Below are 14,522 nucleotides of genomic sequence, written 5' to 3'. Positions count from 1 at the left end.
AATTCCCGCAAGATTTGAAGGGAAAACAGCTCAACGGGCATATGCCACTTCAAAGCAGCGAGCGCCGCTGCTTTTCCACTGCGCTTTCATATCATCAAAGGTCGATGATTGTGCCCTTGCCGTCGTTCCAGACGCGCATGTCACGCTGGCTCTGATTGCGGGTCTTGACCGGAATAGGTGCCGGTTTCAGTCGGGCAGTTACTGCGCGAGTAAGGCTAATGAGCGCGAGCACGCCAACAAATGCCACAGTAAGAGAAGCCGTGAAAACGGCGGCCAGCGCCAAAATTGCGATGCTGGAAGCCGCTATGATTAAAGTGCGGATGCCTTGCATAATTCAAAACCTTTCGTTCATCAGCAATGTGGGCGTTGTTTGCCTTGCTTGCAAGAGGATTCGACGCGAAGTGTGCTTGCGGATGCCATAAAACCTTGACACAAGTGCGGCATGACCAAATTTGAGCCTGAAAATATTGCTCGTCCGCGCCGTTCGGTACTTTGTGTGCCTGCCATCAATGAACGTGCGCTACAAAAACTACCTGATCTCGACTGTGATGCGGTGATTTTCGATCTGGAAGATTCTGTGGCTGTTGATGCCAAGCAGCAAGGGCGCGAAGCATTGGAGCGTTTTTTTGACAAGACACCACTTGTCGGGCGCGAAACAATCATCCGTATCAATGCCTTTGACAGTACGTTCGGCCGTGCAGATCTTGAAACGGTTTTGCGTTGCGCGCCCGATGCGGTCTTGTTGCCCAAGGTCGACCAGCCGTCCGACGTTCATGACATCTCTGATATTCTGACCGAAAGAGATGGCGCGGAGAACATGCGCATCTGGGCCATGATTGAAACACCGCGTGGTGTTCTGAATGCCGCTGCCATCTCCGAGGCCGCACACACCCCAGACTCGCGTCTTTCGGCCTTTGTTGTCGGGCTCAACGATCTGCGCAAGGAAACCGGTGTGCCCAATCTGCCCGGCCGTGCCTATCTGGTTCCCTGGCTGATGCAGATCGTGTTGGCTGCAAGAGCCTACGGCCTTGATGTCATCGATAGTGTGTCGAATGATTTCCGTGATCTCGACGGTTATGCAACCGAGTGTGAACAGGGCCGTGCCATGGGGTTTGATGGCAAGATGCTGATTCATCCGGCGCAGATTGCTGCTGCAAACAGGCATTTTGCGCCGTCGGAAGACGCTTTGGAGGAAGCACGCAGTATCGTTGCTGCTTTTGCTGCGCCCGAGGCGGCTGGTCTGAACATTATCAACGCGAATGGTCGCATGATCGAGCGCCTGCATGTAACGGGTGCTGAAAAACTATTGCAGATGGCCAGTGCCATAGACGTAAGAAAGGCAGACAGACTATGAAACTCTACCGTTTTATCACCGGTCCCGATGATGCAAAGTTTTGCCATCGCGTCACCGATGCACTCAACAAGGGTTGGGAACTTGCGGGATCACCGACCTATGCTTTCAACGCGGCAGCTGGCGTCATGCATTGCGGCCAGCCGGTCACAAAAACCGTTGAGGGTAAGGACTATCACCCGGACATGAAGCTCGGCGAGCAATAATCGCGGCTATCTTTTTCAGTACGTGCTGGAACGGGGTGCCCGCATTCAATATGCGGGTATCTGTCTGTTAGCGTTCGGAAGCAGCGGCTTCAGCGCTTTCTTCGATACGCTCCATGTCGTCATCGGACAGGCCGAAATGGTGGCCGATTTCGTGGATGAGGACGTGGGTGATGATGTCGCCCAATGTCTCTTCGTTTTCGGCCCAATAATCCAGGATAGGACGGCGATAGAGCGTGATACGGTTCGGCATTTCACCCGTTTCCATGGTGAAACGTTCGGTAATGCCCCTGCCCTCAAACAATCCCAAGAGGTCGAACGGGGTTTCGAGCGCCATGTCCTCGAAAACTTCATCCGTCGGGAAATCAGAAATTTCGATAATGAGATTGTTGGTTAGTCCGCGGAATTCTTCCGGCAAGTGGCCGTACGCCTCGATAGCCAAGGACTCAAAACTGGAAATTGTTGGTGCATGGCGGTCCCGCCAATCGTCGGTCTGGTCAATGCGGGCCATTTTTACTCCTTGCTATGGCCATCATATAAACAGTTGAAGCAGAAATTTCGAGAGCCGTTTGCAAGAACATGAAAAATCATCGCAAATGGCATGGCTGACAAGGGATTTTGCGTGGTTTGTGCCTTGACAGATCAAGGGCGCTCAAGTATCCCGGCACGCGAATTGAAGGGGCGTAGTGCGTCTTCTGTTTTGTTCTGCCTTTTCGGGCAGGTTTCACCGGTGAAGATTTTGACGTCATTTGGCTCAGGGTTTTCACTACTCCGACTGATAAAAAGACGGCCGGACACTTGGTTTCAAGTGATCAGAGCCGGAACGAACATGAAAGGATAAAAAATGTTCGCAGTCATCAAGACCGGCGGTAAGCAGTACCGCGTGGCCGCCAACGACGTACTTACCATCGAAAAGCTGGAAGTCGAAGCTGGTGACACTGTAGAATTCACCGAAGTTCTCGTTATCGGCGAAGGCGCCGACGCAAAGTTCGGTGCACCCTTCGTAAAGGGCGCGACCGTCAAGGCTGAAGTTGTTGAACACAACCGCGGCAAGAAGGTTCTGTCCTTCAAGAAGCGTCGTCGTCAGAACTCGAAGCGTATTCGCGGTCATCGTCAGCATCACACTGTTGTTCGTATTACGGACATCGTTGCTGCCTAATCGGCGCGTCACGGGAAACTAGGTTTTAAAGGAGCACTCCAATGGCACACAAAAAAGCTGGCGGTTCATCGCGTAACGGTCGCGATTCGAATTCCAAGCGCCTTGGCGTAAAGAAGTTCGGCGGCGAAGCCGTCATTCCAGGCAACATTATTCTGCGCCAGCGCGGCACGCAGTGGCATCCGGGCGCCAACGTTGGCCTCGGCAAGGACCACACGATTTTTGCGCTGACCGCCGGTAACGTATCCTTCCGTACGAAGGCTAACGGCCGCGTATACGTGTCTGTGGCACCGAAAGTGGAAGCCGCAGAATAAGCCGGTAAGCGTTATATGCAGCCGGTGTCTCATCGACCCGGCTGCCGCTTTAGGTTCAGTCAGAAAACAGGGGAGATGGGGCACCACCCATCTCCCCTTTTTCTTTATCCCAACAGGAGGACTGAACCATGCAGGATGAATTGATCAGGGCTGACCAAGAGCGGTCGCCCCAGGAACGGCTGAGGCCGCAACGGTCAAGGACCGATTGCCCTGTCTTATTATCGCAACGGCTCGTTTTGCGCGCGCCACACGAAGAAGACATTGACGCCCTTGCCCATCTCGCCAACAACGCCAATATTGCGACCATGGTGTCGCGTATGCCGCTCCCATATACGGCCAAAGATGCCGCTGATTTTGTGCGACGTACGAAAGCTGGCGAGATTGGCAAGTGCGTCTATGCGATTACCCGCATGGACAATGGCGAGTTTATGGGGTGCTGCGGTCTGGAGCCTGACCCTGATGATCCCGGTACGGTTGAGCTTGGCTATTGGCTAGGCGAACCCTACTGGAATAATGGTTATACGACAGAAGCTGCACATGCCCTGATCGACATGGCGTTCCGCACTCGTGACATCGACTTCATCGATGCACGTTGCCGGGTCACCAATGTCGCATCGCGCCGCGTTATCCAGAAGTGCGGTTTCCAGTTCCAGAGCTCCGGCATGGTGGGTTCGCTGGCTTTGGGCGGCATGGTGCCTGTTGAATGGTTCCGGCTGGATCGCAAGACCTGGGTTTCTCTCAGAAGCTGGGGGGATATGCGATGACCAATGCTGAATTGTTGCGTAGCAGGCAGGTTGATACCCTGCCACCTCCCGGTCCCTGCCCGACCATTGAAACACGTCGTCTGGTGCTCAGGCCGCAACGACTTGCCGATGCCGGTAGCATTGCAGAATCCTTGAGTGATTTTGCAGTAACGCGCATGCTGGCCAGAGTTCCTGCCCCTTACTATCGCCAAGACGCATTGGAATGGCTTATCCTGCGGACATCAGGCACGTTACCGGATTGGGATTTTGCCATCACCCGCGATGATGACACGCTGATCGGTGTCGTTTCCGTCGAGTTTCGCCATGGCGAATGGCATCTTGGTTACTGGCTCAACCGCTTCTATTGGGGCAAGGGCTACATGACCGAGGCCGTTAGCGGTGTTGTTGAACGGTTCTTCCGCCGCATGCCGACTGCGACCATGCATTCTGGTGTGTTTGCGGATAACCCCGGTTCGCTGCGGGTTCAGGAGAAGCTGGGTTTCCGGATTACCGGCTGCCATGAGACCTATGCGGTCTCGCGCGCGGCAATGGTTGCGCATCTGGATACCGTCTTGGCGGCAGAGGATTTTGTGCCTTCACGACCGCGATAACCATACACGAGGCCGGTTTCTTGCGAAGCCGGCCTTGTTTTACATGGCGCTGCCCGTCACGATAATCTTTGACGTCCGGGCAAAGCGCCTATATTCCAAGCGACAAAAGCAATGTTGCGTAAACGGCTGACAGAACGGCACTACAATGAAATTTCTCGATGAAGCAAAAGTCTATATCAAGTCCGGTGATGGCGGCGCAGGCGCTGTATCCTTCCGGCGTGAAAAGTTCATCGAGTTCGGCGGACCCGATGGCGGTGACGGCGGACGTGGTGGCGATGTCTGGGTGGAAGTGGTCAACGGCCTTAACACGCTGATCGATTTCCGCTTTCAGCAGCACTTCAAGGCGTCGATTGGCCAGCACGGCATGGGCAAGACCCGTACCGGCGCCAAGGGTTCTGACGTGACGCTGAAAGTGCCGGTTGGTACGCAGATTTTTGAAGAAGACAATGAAACGCTGATTGCCGACCTGACCAAGGAAGGCCAGCGGTTCCGTCTGGCCGCCGGTGGTAACGGTGGTTTTGGCAATGCCTATTTCAAATCCTCGACCAACCAGGCACCGACCTGGGCAAATCCTGGTCTGGCCGGTGAAGAAAAGACCGTTTGGCTGCGCCTCAAGCTGATTGCCGATGCCGGTCTGGTCGGTTTGCCGAATGCAGGAAAGTCCACCTTCCTCGCCACGGTTACCCGCGCGCGCCCGAAGATTGCCAACTACCCGTTTACCACGCTGCATCCCAACCTTGGCGTTGCGACCATCGATGGCCGCGAATTCGTGCTGGCTGACATTCCGGGCCTGATCGAAGGTGCGCATGAAGGCGTTGGTATCGGCGACCGTTTTCTCGGTCACGTCGAGCGGACGCGCGTATTGCTGCATCTGGTGTCGGCGCAGGAAGAAAAGGTCGGCCAGGCTTACAAGACGGTCAAGGCCGAGCTTGAGGCCTATGGCGGTGGTCTGACCGACAAGGCGGAAATTGTCGCCCTTTCACAGATCGACGTTCTCGACGAAAAAGAACTGAAGAAAAAAGCCAAGGAGTTGGAAAAGGCGTGTGGACGTCCGCCACTTCTGATTTCGGCGGCGACCCATGCCGGCATGACGGAAGTGTTGCGTGCACTGCGTGACATTATTGTTTCTGCAGCAGGCGGTGAAACTGCGCTGCCAGACCGTTCCATGCCGATCGAGGACAGAAGCGGTGAGGATGACGGAGACGACCGGTTATGAGCGCAAAGCGCAAACCTGTTTCCAGCCACCACCGCATCGTTATCAAGATCGGTTCGGCTCTGCTTGTTGACCGTAAGAGCGGTCTGAAAAAAGACTGGCTGGACGCGATTTGCGAAGACATCGCCGCTTTGAAGGCAAAGGGTGCTGATGTTCAGGTGGTCTCCTCGGGTGCGATTGCGCTCGGGCGTACCGTCCTGGGTCTACCATCCGGCGCATTGAAGCTGGAAGAAAGCCAGGCAGCAGCAGCAGTTGGTCAGATTGCTCTGGCCCGCGCCTGGTCTGAGAGCCTTTCACGGCATGACATTATTGCCGGACAAATCCTGTTGACGCTGTCCGATACGGAGGAGCGCCGGCGTTATCTCAACGCCCGCGCGACCATCAACCAGCTTCTGAAGATCGGCTCCATTCCGATCATCAATGAAAACGATACGGTTGCGACAACCGAAATCCGTTATGGCGACAATGATCGTCTTGCAGCCCGTGTTGCGACGATGACCGGAGCCGACCTTCTGGTGCTGTTATCAGATATTGACGGGCTTTATACAGCGCCCCCGCATCTTGATCCCGACGCCAAGTTTCTCGACAGTATTGCAACGATCACGCCTGAAATTGAGGCGATGGCAGGTGGTGCTGCGTCGGAACTATCGCGTGGCGGCATGCGCACCAAGATTGATGCCGGCAAGATCGCGACGGCTGCCGGTTGCGGCATGATTATCGCATCGGGCAAGACCCTCAATCCGCTCCGTGCCATTGACGAGGGTGCACGGTCCTCGTGGTTTGCGCCGTCTGGCACGCCTGTCACCGCACGCAAAACCTGGATTGCCGGACAATTGCAGCCTGCCGGTGAAGTGCATGTCGATGCCGGTGCGCAGACCGCACTTTATGCCGGCAAAAGCCTTTTGCCCGCCGGCGTGCGGCGGGTGAGCGGCAATTTCGGGCGCGGCGATGCCGTGGCCATTATCGGCGTGGACGGGCGTGAAATCGCGCGTGGCCTTGCCGGATACGATGCCGAAGAAGCCCGCCAGATTACTGGACACAAGTCCTCGGAAATTGAAGCTATTCTGGGTTATGTCGGACGTTCCGCCATGATCCACCGCGACGATCTCGTTATGACCGGCGCAAGTGTGACCGTATCAGCCGTTAAGAAGGATGAAATCCATGCCTGAGCAGGCCGTGAGCCGTAGCCCTGATATTGACGGACTGATGAATACGATCGGTCTTCAGGCGAAAGCTGCTGCGCGACCTCTTTCAGTGGCATCGACGGATCAAAAGAACCGTGCGTTGCTGGCTATGGCGTCTGCGATCGAGGCATCGAAAGACAAGATTCTTCAGGCCAATGCGAAAGACCTGGAGGCTGGTAAAAAGGTGGGCCTTGCTGCCTCCTTTATTGACCGCCTGACCCTTGATGAAGCCCGTATTGCTTCGGTCGCAGAAGGCATTCGCGCCATTGCGGCACTTGCTGACCCGGTCGGTCAGGTCATTGCCGCATGGGATCGCCCCAATGGCTTACAGATCGAACGAGTGCGGACGCCACTTGGTGTCATCGGTGTGATCTACGAAAGCCGACCCAATGTGACGGCGGACGCTGGCGCGCTTTGCCTCAAGGCGGGCAACGCGGTCATCTTGCGCGGGGGTTCGGACTCCTTGCATTCGTCGCAAGCCATTCATGCCTGCCTCGTTGAAGGTCTGAAAATCGCTGGCTTGCCGGAACATGCCATTCAACTGGTCCCCGTTGCCGATCGCGCAGCGGTCGGTGCCTTGCTTGGCGGCCTGAATGGCACCGTGGACGTCATTGTCCCGCGCGGCGGCAAAAGTCTTGTCTCGCGTGTGCAGACAGAAGCCCGTGTGCCGGTTTTTGCGCATCTCGAAGGCATCTGCCACATTTACGTGGACAAATCCGCTGACCTCGCAATGGCCGAAAAGATTGTTCTCAACGCCAAGATGCGCCGGACCGGCATCTGCGGTGCCGCTGAAACCCTGCTTATCGATGAGGCTGTTGCTTCCACGCATCTGCAGCCGCTGGTCAAGGTTCTTCTGGATGCGGGTTGTGAAGTTCGCGGTTCCGAAGCCGTTGAAAAGGCCATTTCCGGTGTGGAGGCCGCGACAGAGGACGACTGGCGCACCGAATATCTCGATGCGATCATTTCGGTCCGTCTGGTGGACGGAATTTCCGGCGCGATCGAGCATATCAGCACCTATTCCTCCAACCATACGGAAGCGGTCATTGCCGAAGATGGTGCGGTTGTTGAACGCTTCTTCAACGAGATCGACTCAGCCATTCTGCTGCACAATGCCTCAACGCAATTTGCGGATGGCGGAGAATTCGGCATGGGTGCGGAAATCGGTATCGCGACCGGCAAGATGCATGCGCGTGGTCCGGTTGGGGTGGAGCAGTTGACGTCATTCAAATATCGCGTGCATGGCACCGGCCAGATACGGACCTGACGTTTTGATGGCAGACCCTGTCAACCGGCGTTACCTGACCATGCCGCATGTGGAGCGCGGCATGGTGGTCGGGCTGTTTGGTGGGTCGTTCAATCCACCACATGGTGGGCATGCGCTGGTCGCAGAAATCGCGTTGCGCCGTTTGGGGCTGGATCAACTGTGGTGGATGGTGACGCCGGGGAATCCACTTAAAAACCACAAGGAACTTGCCCCGCTTTCCGCGCGCATACAGGCGTGTGAACATCTGGTTCATGATCCACGTATCAAGATCACGGCCTTTGAGAAGTCATTCGGGGTCAGTTATACCGCCAATACGCTCAAGAAGATCAAGGCTAGAAACCCGGGCGTCCGGTTCATCTGGATCATGGGGGCAGACAATTTAAAGAGCTTCCACCGCTGGCAGAAATGGCGGGAAATCGCCGAGACATTTCCAATTGCAGTTATCGATAGACCGGGAGCGACCCTGTCCTATTTATCATCCACGATGGCTCAGGCTTACAGTCATGCGCGGGTCGATGAAGATGACGCCGGCGTGTTGTGGACCAAAAACGCCCCAGCCTGGACCTTTGTCCATGGTCCCCGCTCGACCTTAAGTTCGACGGCTCTGCGCAATTCAGTGAAGAGATAAAAGGTGATTTAAGCGATCCCTTGAAAACCGGTGGCTTTGATGCCACCTTCATGTAACGGATCGAAAAAAGAATCGGTTCGTTTTGTGCTTGTTTTGTCAAATATGAAAGGACAACCTCTGACAACAGTACACGCTAAGGGAAGAGCATCCGTTGCTATCCCGAAGGGTCATGACAGTGGCGCCGATGCCGCCAGACGTGCCCTCGAAACCGTCATCGCCAGCCTCGATGACTCCAAGGCAGAAGATATCGTTACCTTGAATATTGCCGGGAAATCGGCGCTCGCGGACTACATGGTTGTAGTTTCCGGGCGATCGAGCAGGCATGTCTCGGCTATCTGTGAGCACCTTATTTCAGACCTCAAGGATGATGGTTTCCGTAACTCCCGCGTAGAAGGGCTGGAAACCGGTGATTGGGTTCTGATCGACACGGGGGACATTATCGTGCATGTGTTCCGTCCGGAAATTCGTGTGTTTTACAACATCGAAAAGATGTGGGCGACGCCGGATATCGAGGAAGAAACACTGCACTGAACGAAAGCTCCCTCTGAACTGGATTTCAGACTTGGAGCATTCTTGAGTGTCGTCAAGCGCAGCCGGACGATGGGCGTCTGGCCGGAAAAATTCCGCGGTCATGTCATTGTTCAGAGTTCTGACCCTTGCTACTGTTGATCACCAACCAATGTGGAGCAGGAATGCGGGTTGCGATTTTTGCGGTGGGGCGGCTCAAATCCGGTCCTGAGAAGGATCTTGCGTCGCGTTATCTAGACCGCTTTGCCAAAAGTGGTCCGGCCATCGGTCTCGAGTTTTCACGGGTGATCGAGGTTGCTGAAAGCCGTGCATCGAATGCCGAGACCAGAAAACGCGAAGAAGCGGCACTGCTTGAGAAACATTTGACCGACGGGGCAGCGCTTATCTTGCTGGATGAGCGCGGCAAGGCACTTGATAGCCCGGCCTTTGCAGATGCCATTGGCAATCTGCGTGATGGTGGCAAACGTGATCTTGTCATTGCAATCGGCGGCGCAGATGGTCTCGACCCTGCCCTTTATGAAAAAGCCTCCGCTGTTTTATGTCTCGGGAAACTGACCTGGCCACACCAGCTTGTTCGAATCCTGATTGCCGAGCAGCTTTATCGCGCCGTTACCATTCTTTCGGGGCATCCATACCACAGGGTATAAGGAAACACGCCATTGTGTTGCCTGAATAAAAGGATGTTGTTGGCTGGCGATTGCGAAGCAGAGTATGTTAATCGCTTGATTTTGATTTTCCAGAAAGCGGCATGAACCGGAAAAGCGCCCACACCAGATGCGTGACCTCTGCGGGAGCAGCCTTGGCTGTCGCCCTTTTTGTGCTTGCGCAGGGTACGTACGCGCAGGAGCCAGTGGCTGCGCCCTTTCCGACCCAGGCTGCACCGATCGAACAGAATGGGCAGACCGAGCAGCCAGACGCCCTGAACGACCTTGAAACGCGGCGTGATCGCAATCGCGAGGACTTGCAGGAACTGGTCGATAGTATCGGCCTTTCCGAAGACAAGGCGCGACAGCTGGAAGAAAGCATTGCCTCTCTCAATCAGGACAGCAGTCGAATCCGCCAGGAATTGATCGATTCTGCGTCGCGTAGAAAAGACCTTGAACGCAAGATTGCCGATGGTGAGGACCGGCTGGCCAAACTTGGTGTGCAAGAAGACGGTGTGAAGGCGTCGCTTCGTGAGCGTCGGGGTGTCCTGGCTGAAGTGTTGGCTGCTCTGCAACGTATGGGGCGTAATCCGCCGCCTGCCCTGCTTGTTTCGCCTGAAGACGCTCTCGCATCCGTGCGTAGCGCCATTTTACTTGGAGCTGTGGTTCCCGGTGTGCGGCATGAGACAGACAAGCTAGTCGCGGACCTCAAGGCATTGACCGATGTGCGCAAGGCCATCGCCAGTGAGAAGATTGACCTGACCGCGATGATGACGGCAAGGCTCGAGGAAGAAAAGCGCCTCGACCTGCTGCTTGCTGAAAATGACAGGCAGGGAACGCGTACGGCTGCGGACCTTGAAGGGGAACGCAAACGCTCTGAAGAACTTGCCTCCAAGGCAACCAGTCTTGAAAGCCTCGTTGCCTCATTGGAAAACGAGATATTCTCCGTCCGTGAAGCGCAGGAAAAGATGCGCGCCGAAGAGGAACGAGTTCGTCGTTTGTCAGAAGATGAGCGCGAGCGTGAAACGGCAAATGCTGACGCAGGCATGCCCGATAAAAACCGCATTGCGCCCGCATATCCGTTTGCAAGTCTGAAGGCCAAACTGGATATGCCGGTAACGGGCGATGTGCTGAGAAAGTTCGGCGATGCCGATGGAACTGGCCATACCTCTCGCGGTGTTGTGATCGCAACCGGTCCCGGCGCACTGGTAACAGCCCCCGCAGACGGGTATGTTGTTTTTGCTGGAGAATTCCGCAGCTATGGCCGAATGATTATTCTCAATGCAGGTGACGGGTACCATCTGGTACTGACCGGAATGGATGCGATAAGAACCCGCCAGGGTATGTTCGTGTTTTCCGGTGAACCTATTGCTTCCATGGGAGCAAAAAGAGTGGCCAGTGCAGCAGCATTGGCGCTGGAAACTGATAGGCCAACGCTTTACATAGAATTCAGAAAAGACGGTGTGCCGGTTGATTCCCAACCATGGTGGACCGCAAAAAATACCGGAAGGGCGCACAATGATTCGTAAGGTTTCGCTTCTGCTCATCGGTGGACTCATGGGTGCCACGGCGATGAGTGTCATTTATTCTGCGAGCATCCCGGCGCAGGCCGCTGGGCCGTCTACCTATAAGGAATTGTCGATTTTCGGCGACGTATTCGAGCGCGTGCGTGCACAATATGTAACGCCACCGGATGACAAGAAGCTGGTTGAGAACGCCATCAATGGCATGCTCAGCTCTCTTGATCCGCATTCAAGCTTCCTCAATGCGCAGGATGCTACCGATATGCGTAGCCAGACCAAGGGTGAGTTTGGTGGCCTCGGTATCGAAGTGACCATGGAAAATGAACTGGTCAAGGTTATCACGCCAATCGATGATACGCCTGCCTCCAAGGCTGGCATTTTGGCTGGCGACTTCATTTCGGAAATCGATGGTCAGCCGGTTCGCGGTCTCAAGCTCGAGCAGGCCGTTGAAAAGATGCGCGGTGAGGTCAAGACACCGATCAAGCTGACGATCATTCGTCAGGGCGCCGACAAGCCGCTTGATATCACCGTTATGCGCGACATCATTGCCGTACGTGCCGTCAAGTCGCGTGTTGAAGGTGACAATGTTGGTTATCTGCGGGTGATCTCATTCACGGAGAAGACCTATGACGATCTCGAAGCCGCGATCAAGAAAATCAAGGCCGAGGTACCTGGTGACAAGTTGAAGGGTTATGTTCTCGACCTTCGCCTCAACCCGGGTGGCCTGCTTGATCAGGCGATCAACGTATCGGATGCCTTCCTTGAAAGAGGTGAAGTGGTTTCGACCCGCGGCCGTAACCCGGAAGAAACCCGTCGCTTCAACGCAACGGCAGGCGATCTGACGGATGGCAAGCCGGTTATCGTTCTGGTGAACGGTGGTTCGGCGTCCGCTTCGGAAATCGTTGCTGGTGCTCTGCAGGATTTGCGTCGTGCCACCGTTGTCGGCACTCGCTCGTTCGGCAAGGGCTCTGTCCAGACGATCATCCCACTGGGTGAAACCGGTGCGCTTCGTCTGACCACGGCGCTCTATTACACGCCATCGGGCAAGTCCATTCAGGGCACAGGTATAGAACCTGATATCAAGGTCGACCAGCCGCTGCCGCCAGAGCTTCAGGGCCGAATTCGCTCCGAAGGTGAATCCAGCCTGCCGGGTCACATCCAGGGCCAGAGCGAAACGGACGAAGGTTCAGGTTCTGCTGCCTATGTGCCACCGGAAGCCAAGGACGACATTCAGCTGAACTATGCGCTCGATCTGCTGCGCGGCGACAAGACCGACCCGTCTTTCCCGCCAAACCCTGAAAAAGCTGTCGTCACCAAGCAGTAATAAGGGGCGCCGGTTGTCCGGCGCTTTCCCTACCCCTGCATACAACAATCGGGATAGGCCGCGTTTTGGTATCTGAACTGCGCAAACCCTTGGGGCAAGATCGTAAGGAAAGCGCCGGCAAAAGCCGGCGTTTTTCTGTTGCTGCTCTTGCCGGTGCCGTTGCGCTTTGCGCGGTTCTGGGCTTGTCTGTTTACACGGTGATTGCTCCTGACAACCTGGCAAAACCCGGCCGCGATCCGCAATCATCGCCTGACGTTGCGGAGGCGGAAAAAACTCCGTCGACTCAAACCACAACGGAAAAAGAAACGGCAGGACTTCCCGTCAGCAGTGGCCGGTCGGGCGCAAATGTGCGCCAGGAAACCACGGAGGACGGCAATGTCGTATCTGTGTTTTCGCCCCGCCCCCGGGACGGTGACGGTCCGGTTTTGATGACCGGTCAGACCTATGGTCAGAACCCGCGTATGGCCACCATGCCGAATGAAGATCTGCTGGAGGATTCGGCTTTTGGCAAATTGCCGAAAACCGGAGCTGATGGTCTGCGTTCGCTGGAACAATATGCCCGTCCATGGTCTGGCGCGCGTGGTACACGTATTGCCATCGTGATTGGCGGACTTGGCCTCAGCCAGACCGGCACCCAGAACGCTATCAGAACATTGCCACCGGAAATCACGCTTGCCTTTGCAGCCAGCGGCAACAGCCTGCAGCGCTGGATGCAGGAGGCGCGGCGTGAGGGGCATGAAATTCTGCTGCAAGTACCTTTTGAACCGTTCGGTTATCCCGGTAACAATCCCGGTCCTGATACCTTGCTGGTTGGCGACAGCCAGAAGATCAATATGGAGCGCCTACACCGCTCCATGGCCAAAATCACAAACTATACCGGTGTGATGAATTACCTTGGCGGCCGCTACATGGCCGATGCCAAGATGCTGGAACCTGTTCTGCGTGACGTCAGCGAACGCGGGCTGCTGTTCCTTGATGATGGTTCTTCGGCGCAATCCCAGACCGGCGCGGTTGCCAAAGCCTTGGCAATGCCGCACGCGTTTGGCGATATACAGATCGACGAACAGGTGAACCGTTCATCCATCATGACGCGGCTTGATGATCTTGAACGTCTGGCGCGTCGCAACGGCTCGGCGATTGGTGTTGCCTCGGCCTTTGATGAGAGCATTACCGCGGTGTCCGACTGGGTCTCCGAAGCGACATCGCGTGGCATTGAGATCGTTGCGGTTTCGGCGCTTGTTTCTGACAGGCCGGGACAGTAAAGATCGCTGCTGCGGCTATCGGATGCCGTTTTCCGTGAGGACTGTCATGACAATCAAGCCTGAAGATTTGCCTTACCGTCCCTGCGCCGGGATTATGGTGTTGAATGCGCAAGGGCTGGTTTGGGCCGGACGACGTATCCCTGAAAAGAACTCGGAATATGATGGCTCCGGACAGCTGTGGCAAATGCCTCAGGGCGGCATCGATGATGGTGAAAAGCCGTTGAATGCTGCCATTCGCGAACTTTATGAAGAAACCGGCATGCGTAGCATCACACTGCTCGCCGAAGCGCGCGACTGGATACATTACGACCTGCCACCGCATCTTCTTGGCATTGGCCTTAAAGGAAAATTCCGTGGGCAGGCGCAGCGCTGGTTTGCTTTCCGTTTTGACGGCGGCGAAAGCGAGATCGAGATCAACCCGCCACCAACCGGCAATCATCCGGAATTCGATGCCTGGGGCTGGAAGCCGATGGAAAGCCTGCCGGACCTTATCGTGCCGTTCAAACGTGGTGTATACGATCAGGTTGTCGCCGAATTCCGTCACCTGTCACCGCAGTCCTGATTTAACCGGATC

General features: G+C 55.7%; 18 protein-coding genes. 16 read left to right on the top strand and 2 right to left on the bottom strand.

Annotated features, from left to right (window positions below):
• Nucleotides 1-94: 94 nt before the first annotated feature.
• Nucleotides 95-331, bottom strand: coding sequence for a hypothetical protein (locus tag IB237_RS20365; RefSeq protein ID WP_192490545.1), 237 nt, complete (start codon nucleotides 329-331; stop codon nucleotides 95-97).
• Nucleotides 332-442: 111 nt separating this feature from the next.
• Between IB237_RS20365 and IB237_RS20360 the strand changes: the two genes are divergently transcribed.
• Nucleotides 443-1,354: a CoA ester lyase gene (locus tag IB237_RS20360; protein WP_192490544.1), complete on the top strand. Its 912-nt coding sequence runs from the start codon at nucleotides 443-445 to the stop codon at nucleotides 1,352-1,354.
• Entirely contained in the window at nucleotides 1,351-1,557 is a 207-nt protein-coding gene (locus tag IB237_RS20355) for a DUF1737 domain-containing protein (protein ID WP_192490543.1), read from the top strand. Before IB237_RS20360 ends, IB237_RS20355 begins: the two co-directional genes overlap by 4 nt.
• A gap of 67 nt (nucleotides 1,558-1,624) precedes the next feature.
• On the opposite strand, the gene IB237_RS20350 is transcribed toward IB237_RS20355, so the two are convergent.
• Nucleotides 1,625-2,065 (bottom strand): metallopeptidase family protein, encoded by a 441-nt coding sequence (locus tag IB237_RS20350; RefSeq protein WP_192490542.1) that lies wholly within the window; start codon nucleotides 2,063-2,065, stop codon nucleotides 1,625-1,627.
• Nucleotides 2,066-2,398: 333 nt separating this feature from the next.
• Here IB237_RS20350 and rplU point away from each other — a divergent pair, with 333 nt between their 5' ends.
• The 14 genes from rplU to IB237_RS20280 all read left to right on the top strand — a co-directional run bounded on the left by rplU (nucleotide 2,399) and on the right by IB237_RS20280 (nucleotide 14,510).
• Nucleotides 2,399-2,713 (top strand): 50S ribosomal protein L21, encoded by a 315-nt coding sequence (rplU, locus tag IB237_RS20345; protein WP_192490541.1) that lies wholly within the window; start codon nucleotides 2,399-2,401, stop codon nucleotides 2,711-2,713.
• 41 nt (nucleotides 2,714-2,754) lie between these two features.
• Entirely contained in the window at nucleotides 2,755-3,024 is a 270-nt protein-coding gene (gene rpmA / locus IB237_RS20340) for a 50S ribosomal protein L27 (RefSeq protein WP_192490540.1), read from the top strand.
• A 128-nt stretch (nucleotides 3,025-3,152) separates the two neighbouring features.
• Nucleotides 3,153-3,788, top strand: a complete 636-nt coding sequence (locus IB237_RS20335; RefSeq protein ID WP_192490539.1) for a GNAT family N-acetyltransferase — start codon at nucleotides 3,153-3,155, stop codon at nucleotides 3,786-3,788.
• Nucleotides 3,785-4,378 (top strand): GNAT family N-acetyltransferase, encoded by a 594-nt coding sequence (locus IB237_RS20330; protein WP_246788136.1) that lies wholly within the window; start codon nucleotides 3,785-3,787, stop codon nucleotides 4,376-4,378. The genes IB237_RS20335 and IB237_RS20330 overlap by 4 nt, the downstream gene beginning before the upstream one ends.
• A 145-nt stretch (nucleotides 4,379-4,523) precedes the next feature.
• Entirely contained in the window at nucleotides 4,524-5,594 is a 1,071-nt protein-coding gene (obgE, locus tag IB237_RS20325) for a GTPase ObgE (RefSeq protein ID WP_192490537.1), read from the top strand.
• The gene (proB, locus tag IB237_RS20320; protein WP_192490536.1) at nucleotides 5,591-6,760 is read left to right on the top strand and encodes a glutamate 5-kinase; all 1,170 of its coding nucleotides are present in this window, start codon (nucleotides 5,591-5,593) and stop codon (nucleotides 6,758-6,760) included. The genes obgE and proB overlap by 4 nt, the downstream gene beginning before the upstream one ends.
• Nucleotides 6,753-8,039, top strand: coding sequence for a glutamate-5-semialdehyde dehydrogenase (locus IB237_RS20315; RefSeq protein WP_192490535.1), 1,287 nt, complete (start codon nucleotides 6,753-6,755; stop codon nucleotides 8,037-8,039). The genes proB and IB237_RS20315 overlap by 8 nt, the downstream gene beginning before the upstream one ends.
• Complete coding sequence (locus IB237_RS20310) at nucleotides 8,014-8,667, top strand: nicotinate-nucleotide adenylyltransferase (RefSeq protein WP_192490534.1); 654 nt, start codon at nucleotides 8,014-8,016, stop codon at nucleotides 8,665-8,667. The genes IB237_RS20315 and IB237_RS20310 overlap by 26 nt, the downstream gene beginning before the upstream one ends.
• A 102-nt stretch (nucleotides 8,668-8,769) precedes the next feature.
• Complete coding sequence (gene rsfS / locus IB237_RS20305) at nucleotides 8,770-9,198, top strand: ribosome silencing factor (protein ID WP_246788134.1); 429 nt, start codon at nucleotides 8,770-8,772, stop codon at nucleotides 9,196-9,198.
• A gap of 161 nt (nucleotides 9,199-9,359) precedes the next feature.
• Nucleotides 9,360-9,842 carry a 23S rRNA (pseudouridine(1915)-N(3))-methyltransferase RlmH gene (gene rlmH / locus IB237_RS20300; protein ID WP_192490532.1) on the top strand — a complete coding sequence of 161 codons (483 nt, stop codon included), beginning with the start codon at nucleotides 9,360-9,362 and terminating at the stop codon, nucleotides 9,840-9,842.
• A 101-nt stretch (nucleotides 9,843-9,943) separates the two neighbouring features.
• On the top strand, nucleotides 9,944-11,368 hold the full coding sequence (locus IB237_RS20295; protein WP_192490531.1) for a murein hydrolase activator EnvC: 1,425 nt from the start codon (nucleotides 9,944-9,946) through the stop codon (nucleotides 11,366-11,368).
• Nucleotides 11,358-12,686 carry a S41 family peptidase gene (locus IB237_RS20290; RefSeq protein WP_192490530.1) on the top strand — a complete coding sequence of 443 codons (1,329 nt, stop codon included), beginning with the start codon at nucleotides 11,358-11,360 and terminating at the stop codon, nucleotides 12,684-12,686. Before IB237_RS20295 ends, IB237_RS20290 begins: the two co-directional genes overlap by 11 nt.
• 65 nt (nucleotides 12,687-12,751) lie before the next feature.
• Nucleotides 12,752-13,948, top strand: coding sequence for a divergent polysaccharide deacetylase family protein (locus IB237_RS20285; RefSeq protein WP_192490529.1), 1,197 nt, complete (start codon nucleotides 12,752-12,754; stop codon nucleotides 13,946-13,948).
• A 46-nt stretch (nucleotides 13,949-13,994) separates the two neighbouring features.
• Nucleotides 13,995-14,510 carry an RNA pyrophosphohydrolase gene (locus tag IB237_RS20280; protein WP_192490528.1) on the top strand — a complete coding sequence of 172 codons (516 nt, stop codon included), beginning with the start codon at nucleotides 13,995-13,997 and terminating at the stop codon, nucleotides 14,508-14,510.
• Nucleotides 14,511-14,522: the final 12 nt, after the last annotated feature.

Origin of the sequence: Agrobacterium sp. AGB01 (genome assembly GCF_014851585.1) — a bacterium.
In the GTDB taxonomy this organism is placed as follows: domain Bacteria; phylum Pseudomonadota; class Alphaproteobacteria; order Rhizobiales; family Rhizobiaceae; genus Agrobacterium.
This window is presented reverse-complemented; position numbering and strand designations above follow the sequence as displayed.

Bases quoted from the DNA above. Each gene is read 5' to 3' on its own strand.
- IB237_RS20295 (WP_192490531.1), top strand. From the start codon at position 9,944: ATGAACCGGAAAAGCGCCCACACCAGATGCGTGACCTCTGCGGGAGCA.
- IB237_RS20330 (WP_246788136.1), top strand. From the start codon at position 3,785: ATGACCAATGCTGAATTGTTGCGTAGCAGGCAGGTTGATACCCTGCCA.
- rlmH (WP_192490532.1), top strand. From the start codon at position 9,360: ATGCGGGTTGCGATTTTTGCGGTGGGGCGGCTCAAATCCGGTCCTGAG.
- rplU (WP_192490541.1), top strand. From the start codon at position 2,399: ATGTTCGCAGTCATCAAGACCGGCGGTAAGCAGTACCGCGTGGCCGCC.
- IB237_RS20350 (WP_192490542.1), bottom strand. From the start codon at position 2,065: ATGGCCCGCATTGACCAGACCGACGATTGGCGGGACCGCCATGCACCA.
- IB237_RS20315 (WP_192490535.1), top strand. From the start codon at position 6,753: ATGCCTGAGCAGGCCGTGAGCCGTAGCCCTGATATTGACGGACTGATG.
- rsfS (WP_246788134.1), top strand. From the start codon at position 8,770: ATGAAAGGACAACCTCTGACAACAGTACACGCTAAGGGAAGAGCATCC.
- IB237_RS20355 (WP_192490543.1), top strand. From the start codon at position 1,351: ATGAAACTCTACCGTTTTATCACCGGTCCCGATGATGCAAAGTTTTGC.
- IB237_RS20335 (WP_192490539.1), top strand. From the start codon at position 3,153: ATGCAGGATGAATTGATCAGGGCTGACCAAGAGCGGTCGCCCCAGGAA.
- IB237_RS20360 (WP_192490544.1), top strand. From the start codon at position 443: ATGACCAAATTTGAGCCTGAAAATATTGCTCGTCCGCGCCGTTCGGTA.
- IB237_RS20365 (WP_192490545.1), bottom strand. From the start codon at position 331: ATGCAAGGCATCCGCACTTTAATCATAGCGGCTTCCAGCATCGCAATT.
- IB237_RS20310 (WP_192490534.1), top strand. From the start codon at position 8,014: ATGGCACCGGCCAGATACGGACCTGACGTTTTGATGGCAGACCCTGTC.
- IB237_RS20290 (WP_192490530.1), top strand. From the start codon at position 11,358: ATGATTCGTAAGGTTTCGCTTCTGCTCATCGGTGGACTCATGGGTGCC.
- obgE (WP_192490537.1), top strand. From the start codon at position 4,524: ATGAAATTTCTCGATGAAGCAAAAGTCTATATCAAGTCCGGTGATGGC.
- IB237_RS20280 (WP_192490528.1), top strand. From the start codon at position 13,995: ATGACAATCAAGCCTGAAGATTTGCCTTACCGTCCCTGCGCCGGGATT.
- proB (WP_192490536.1), top strand. From the start codon at position 5,591: ATGAGCGCAAAGCGCAAACCTGTTTCCAGCCACCACCGCATCGTTATC.
- rpmA (WP_192490540.1), top strand. From the start codon at position 2,755: ATGGCACACAAAAAAGCTGGCGGTTCATCGCGTAACGGTCGCGATTCG.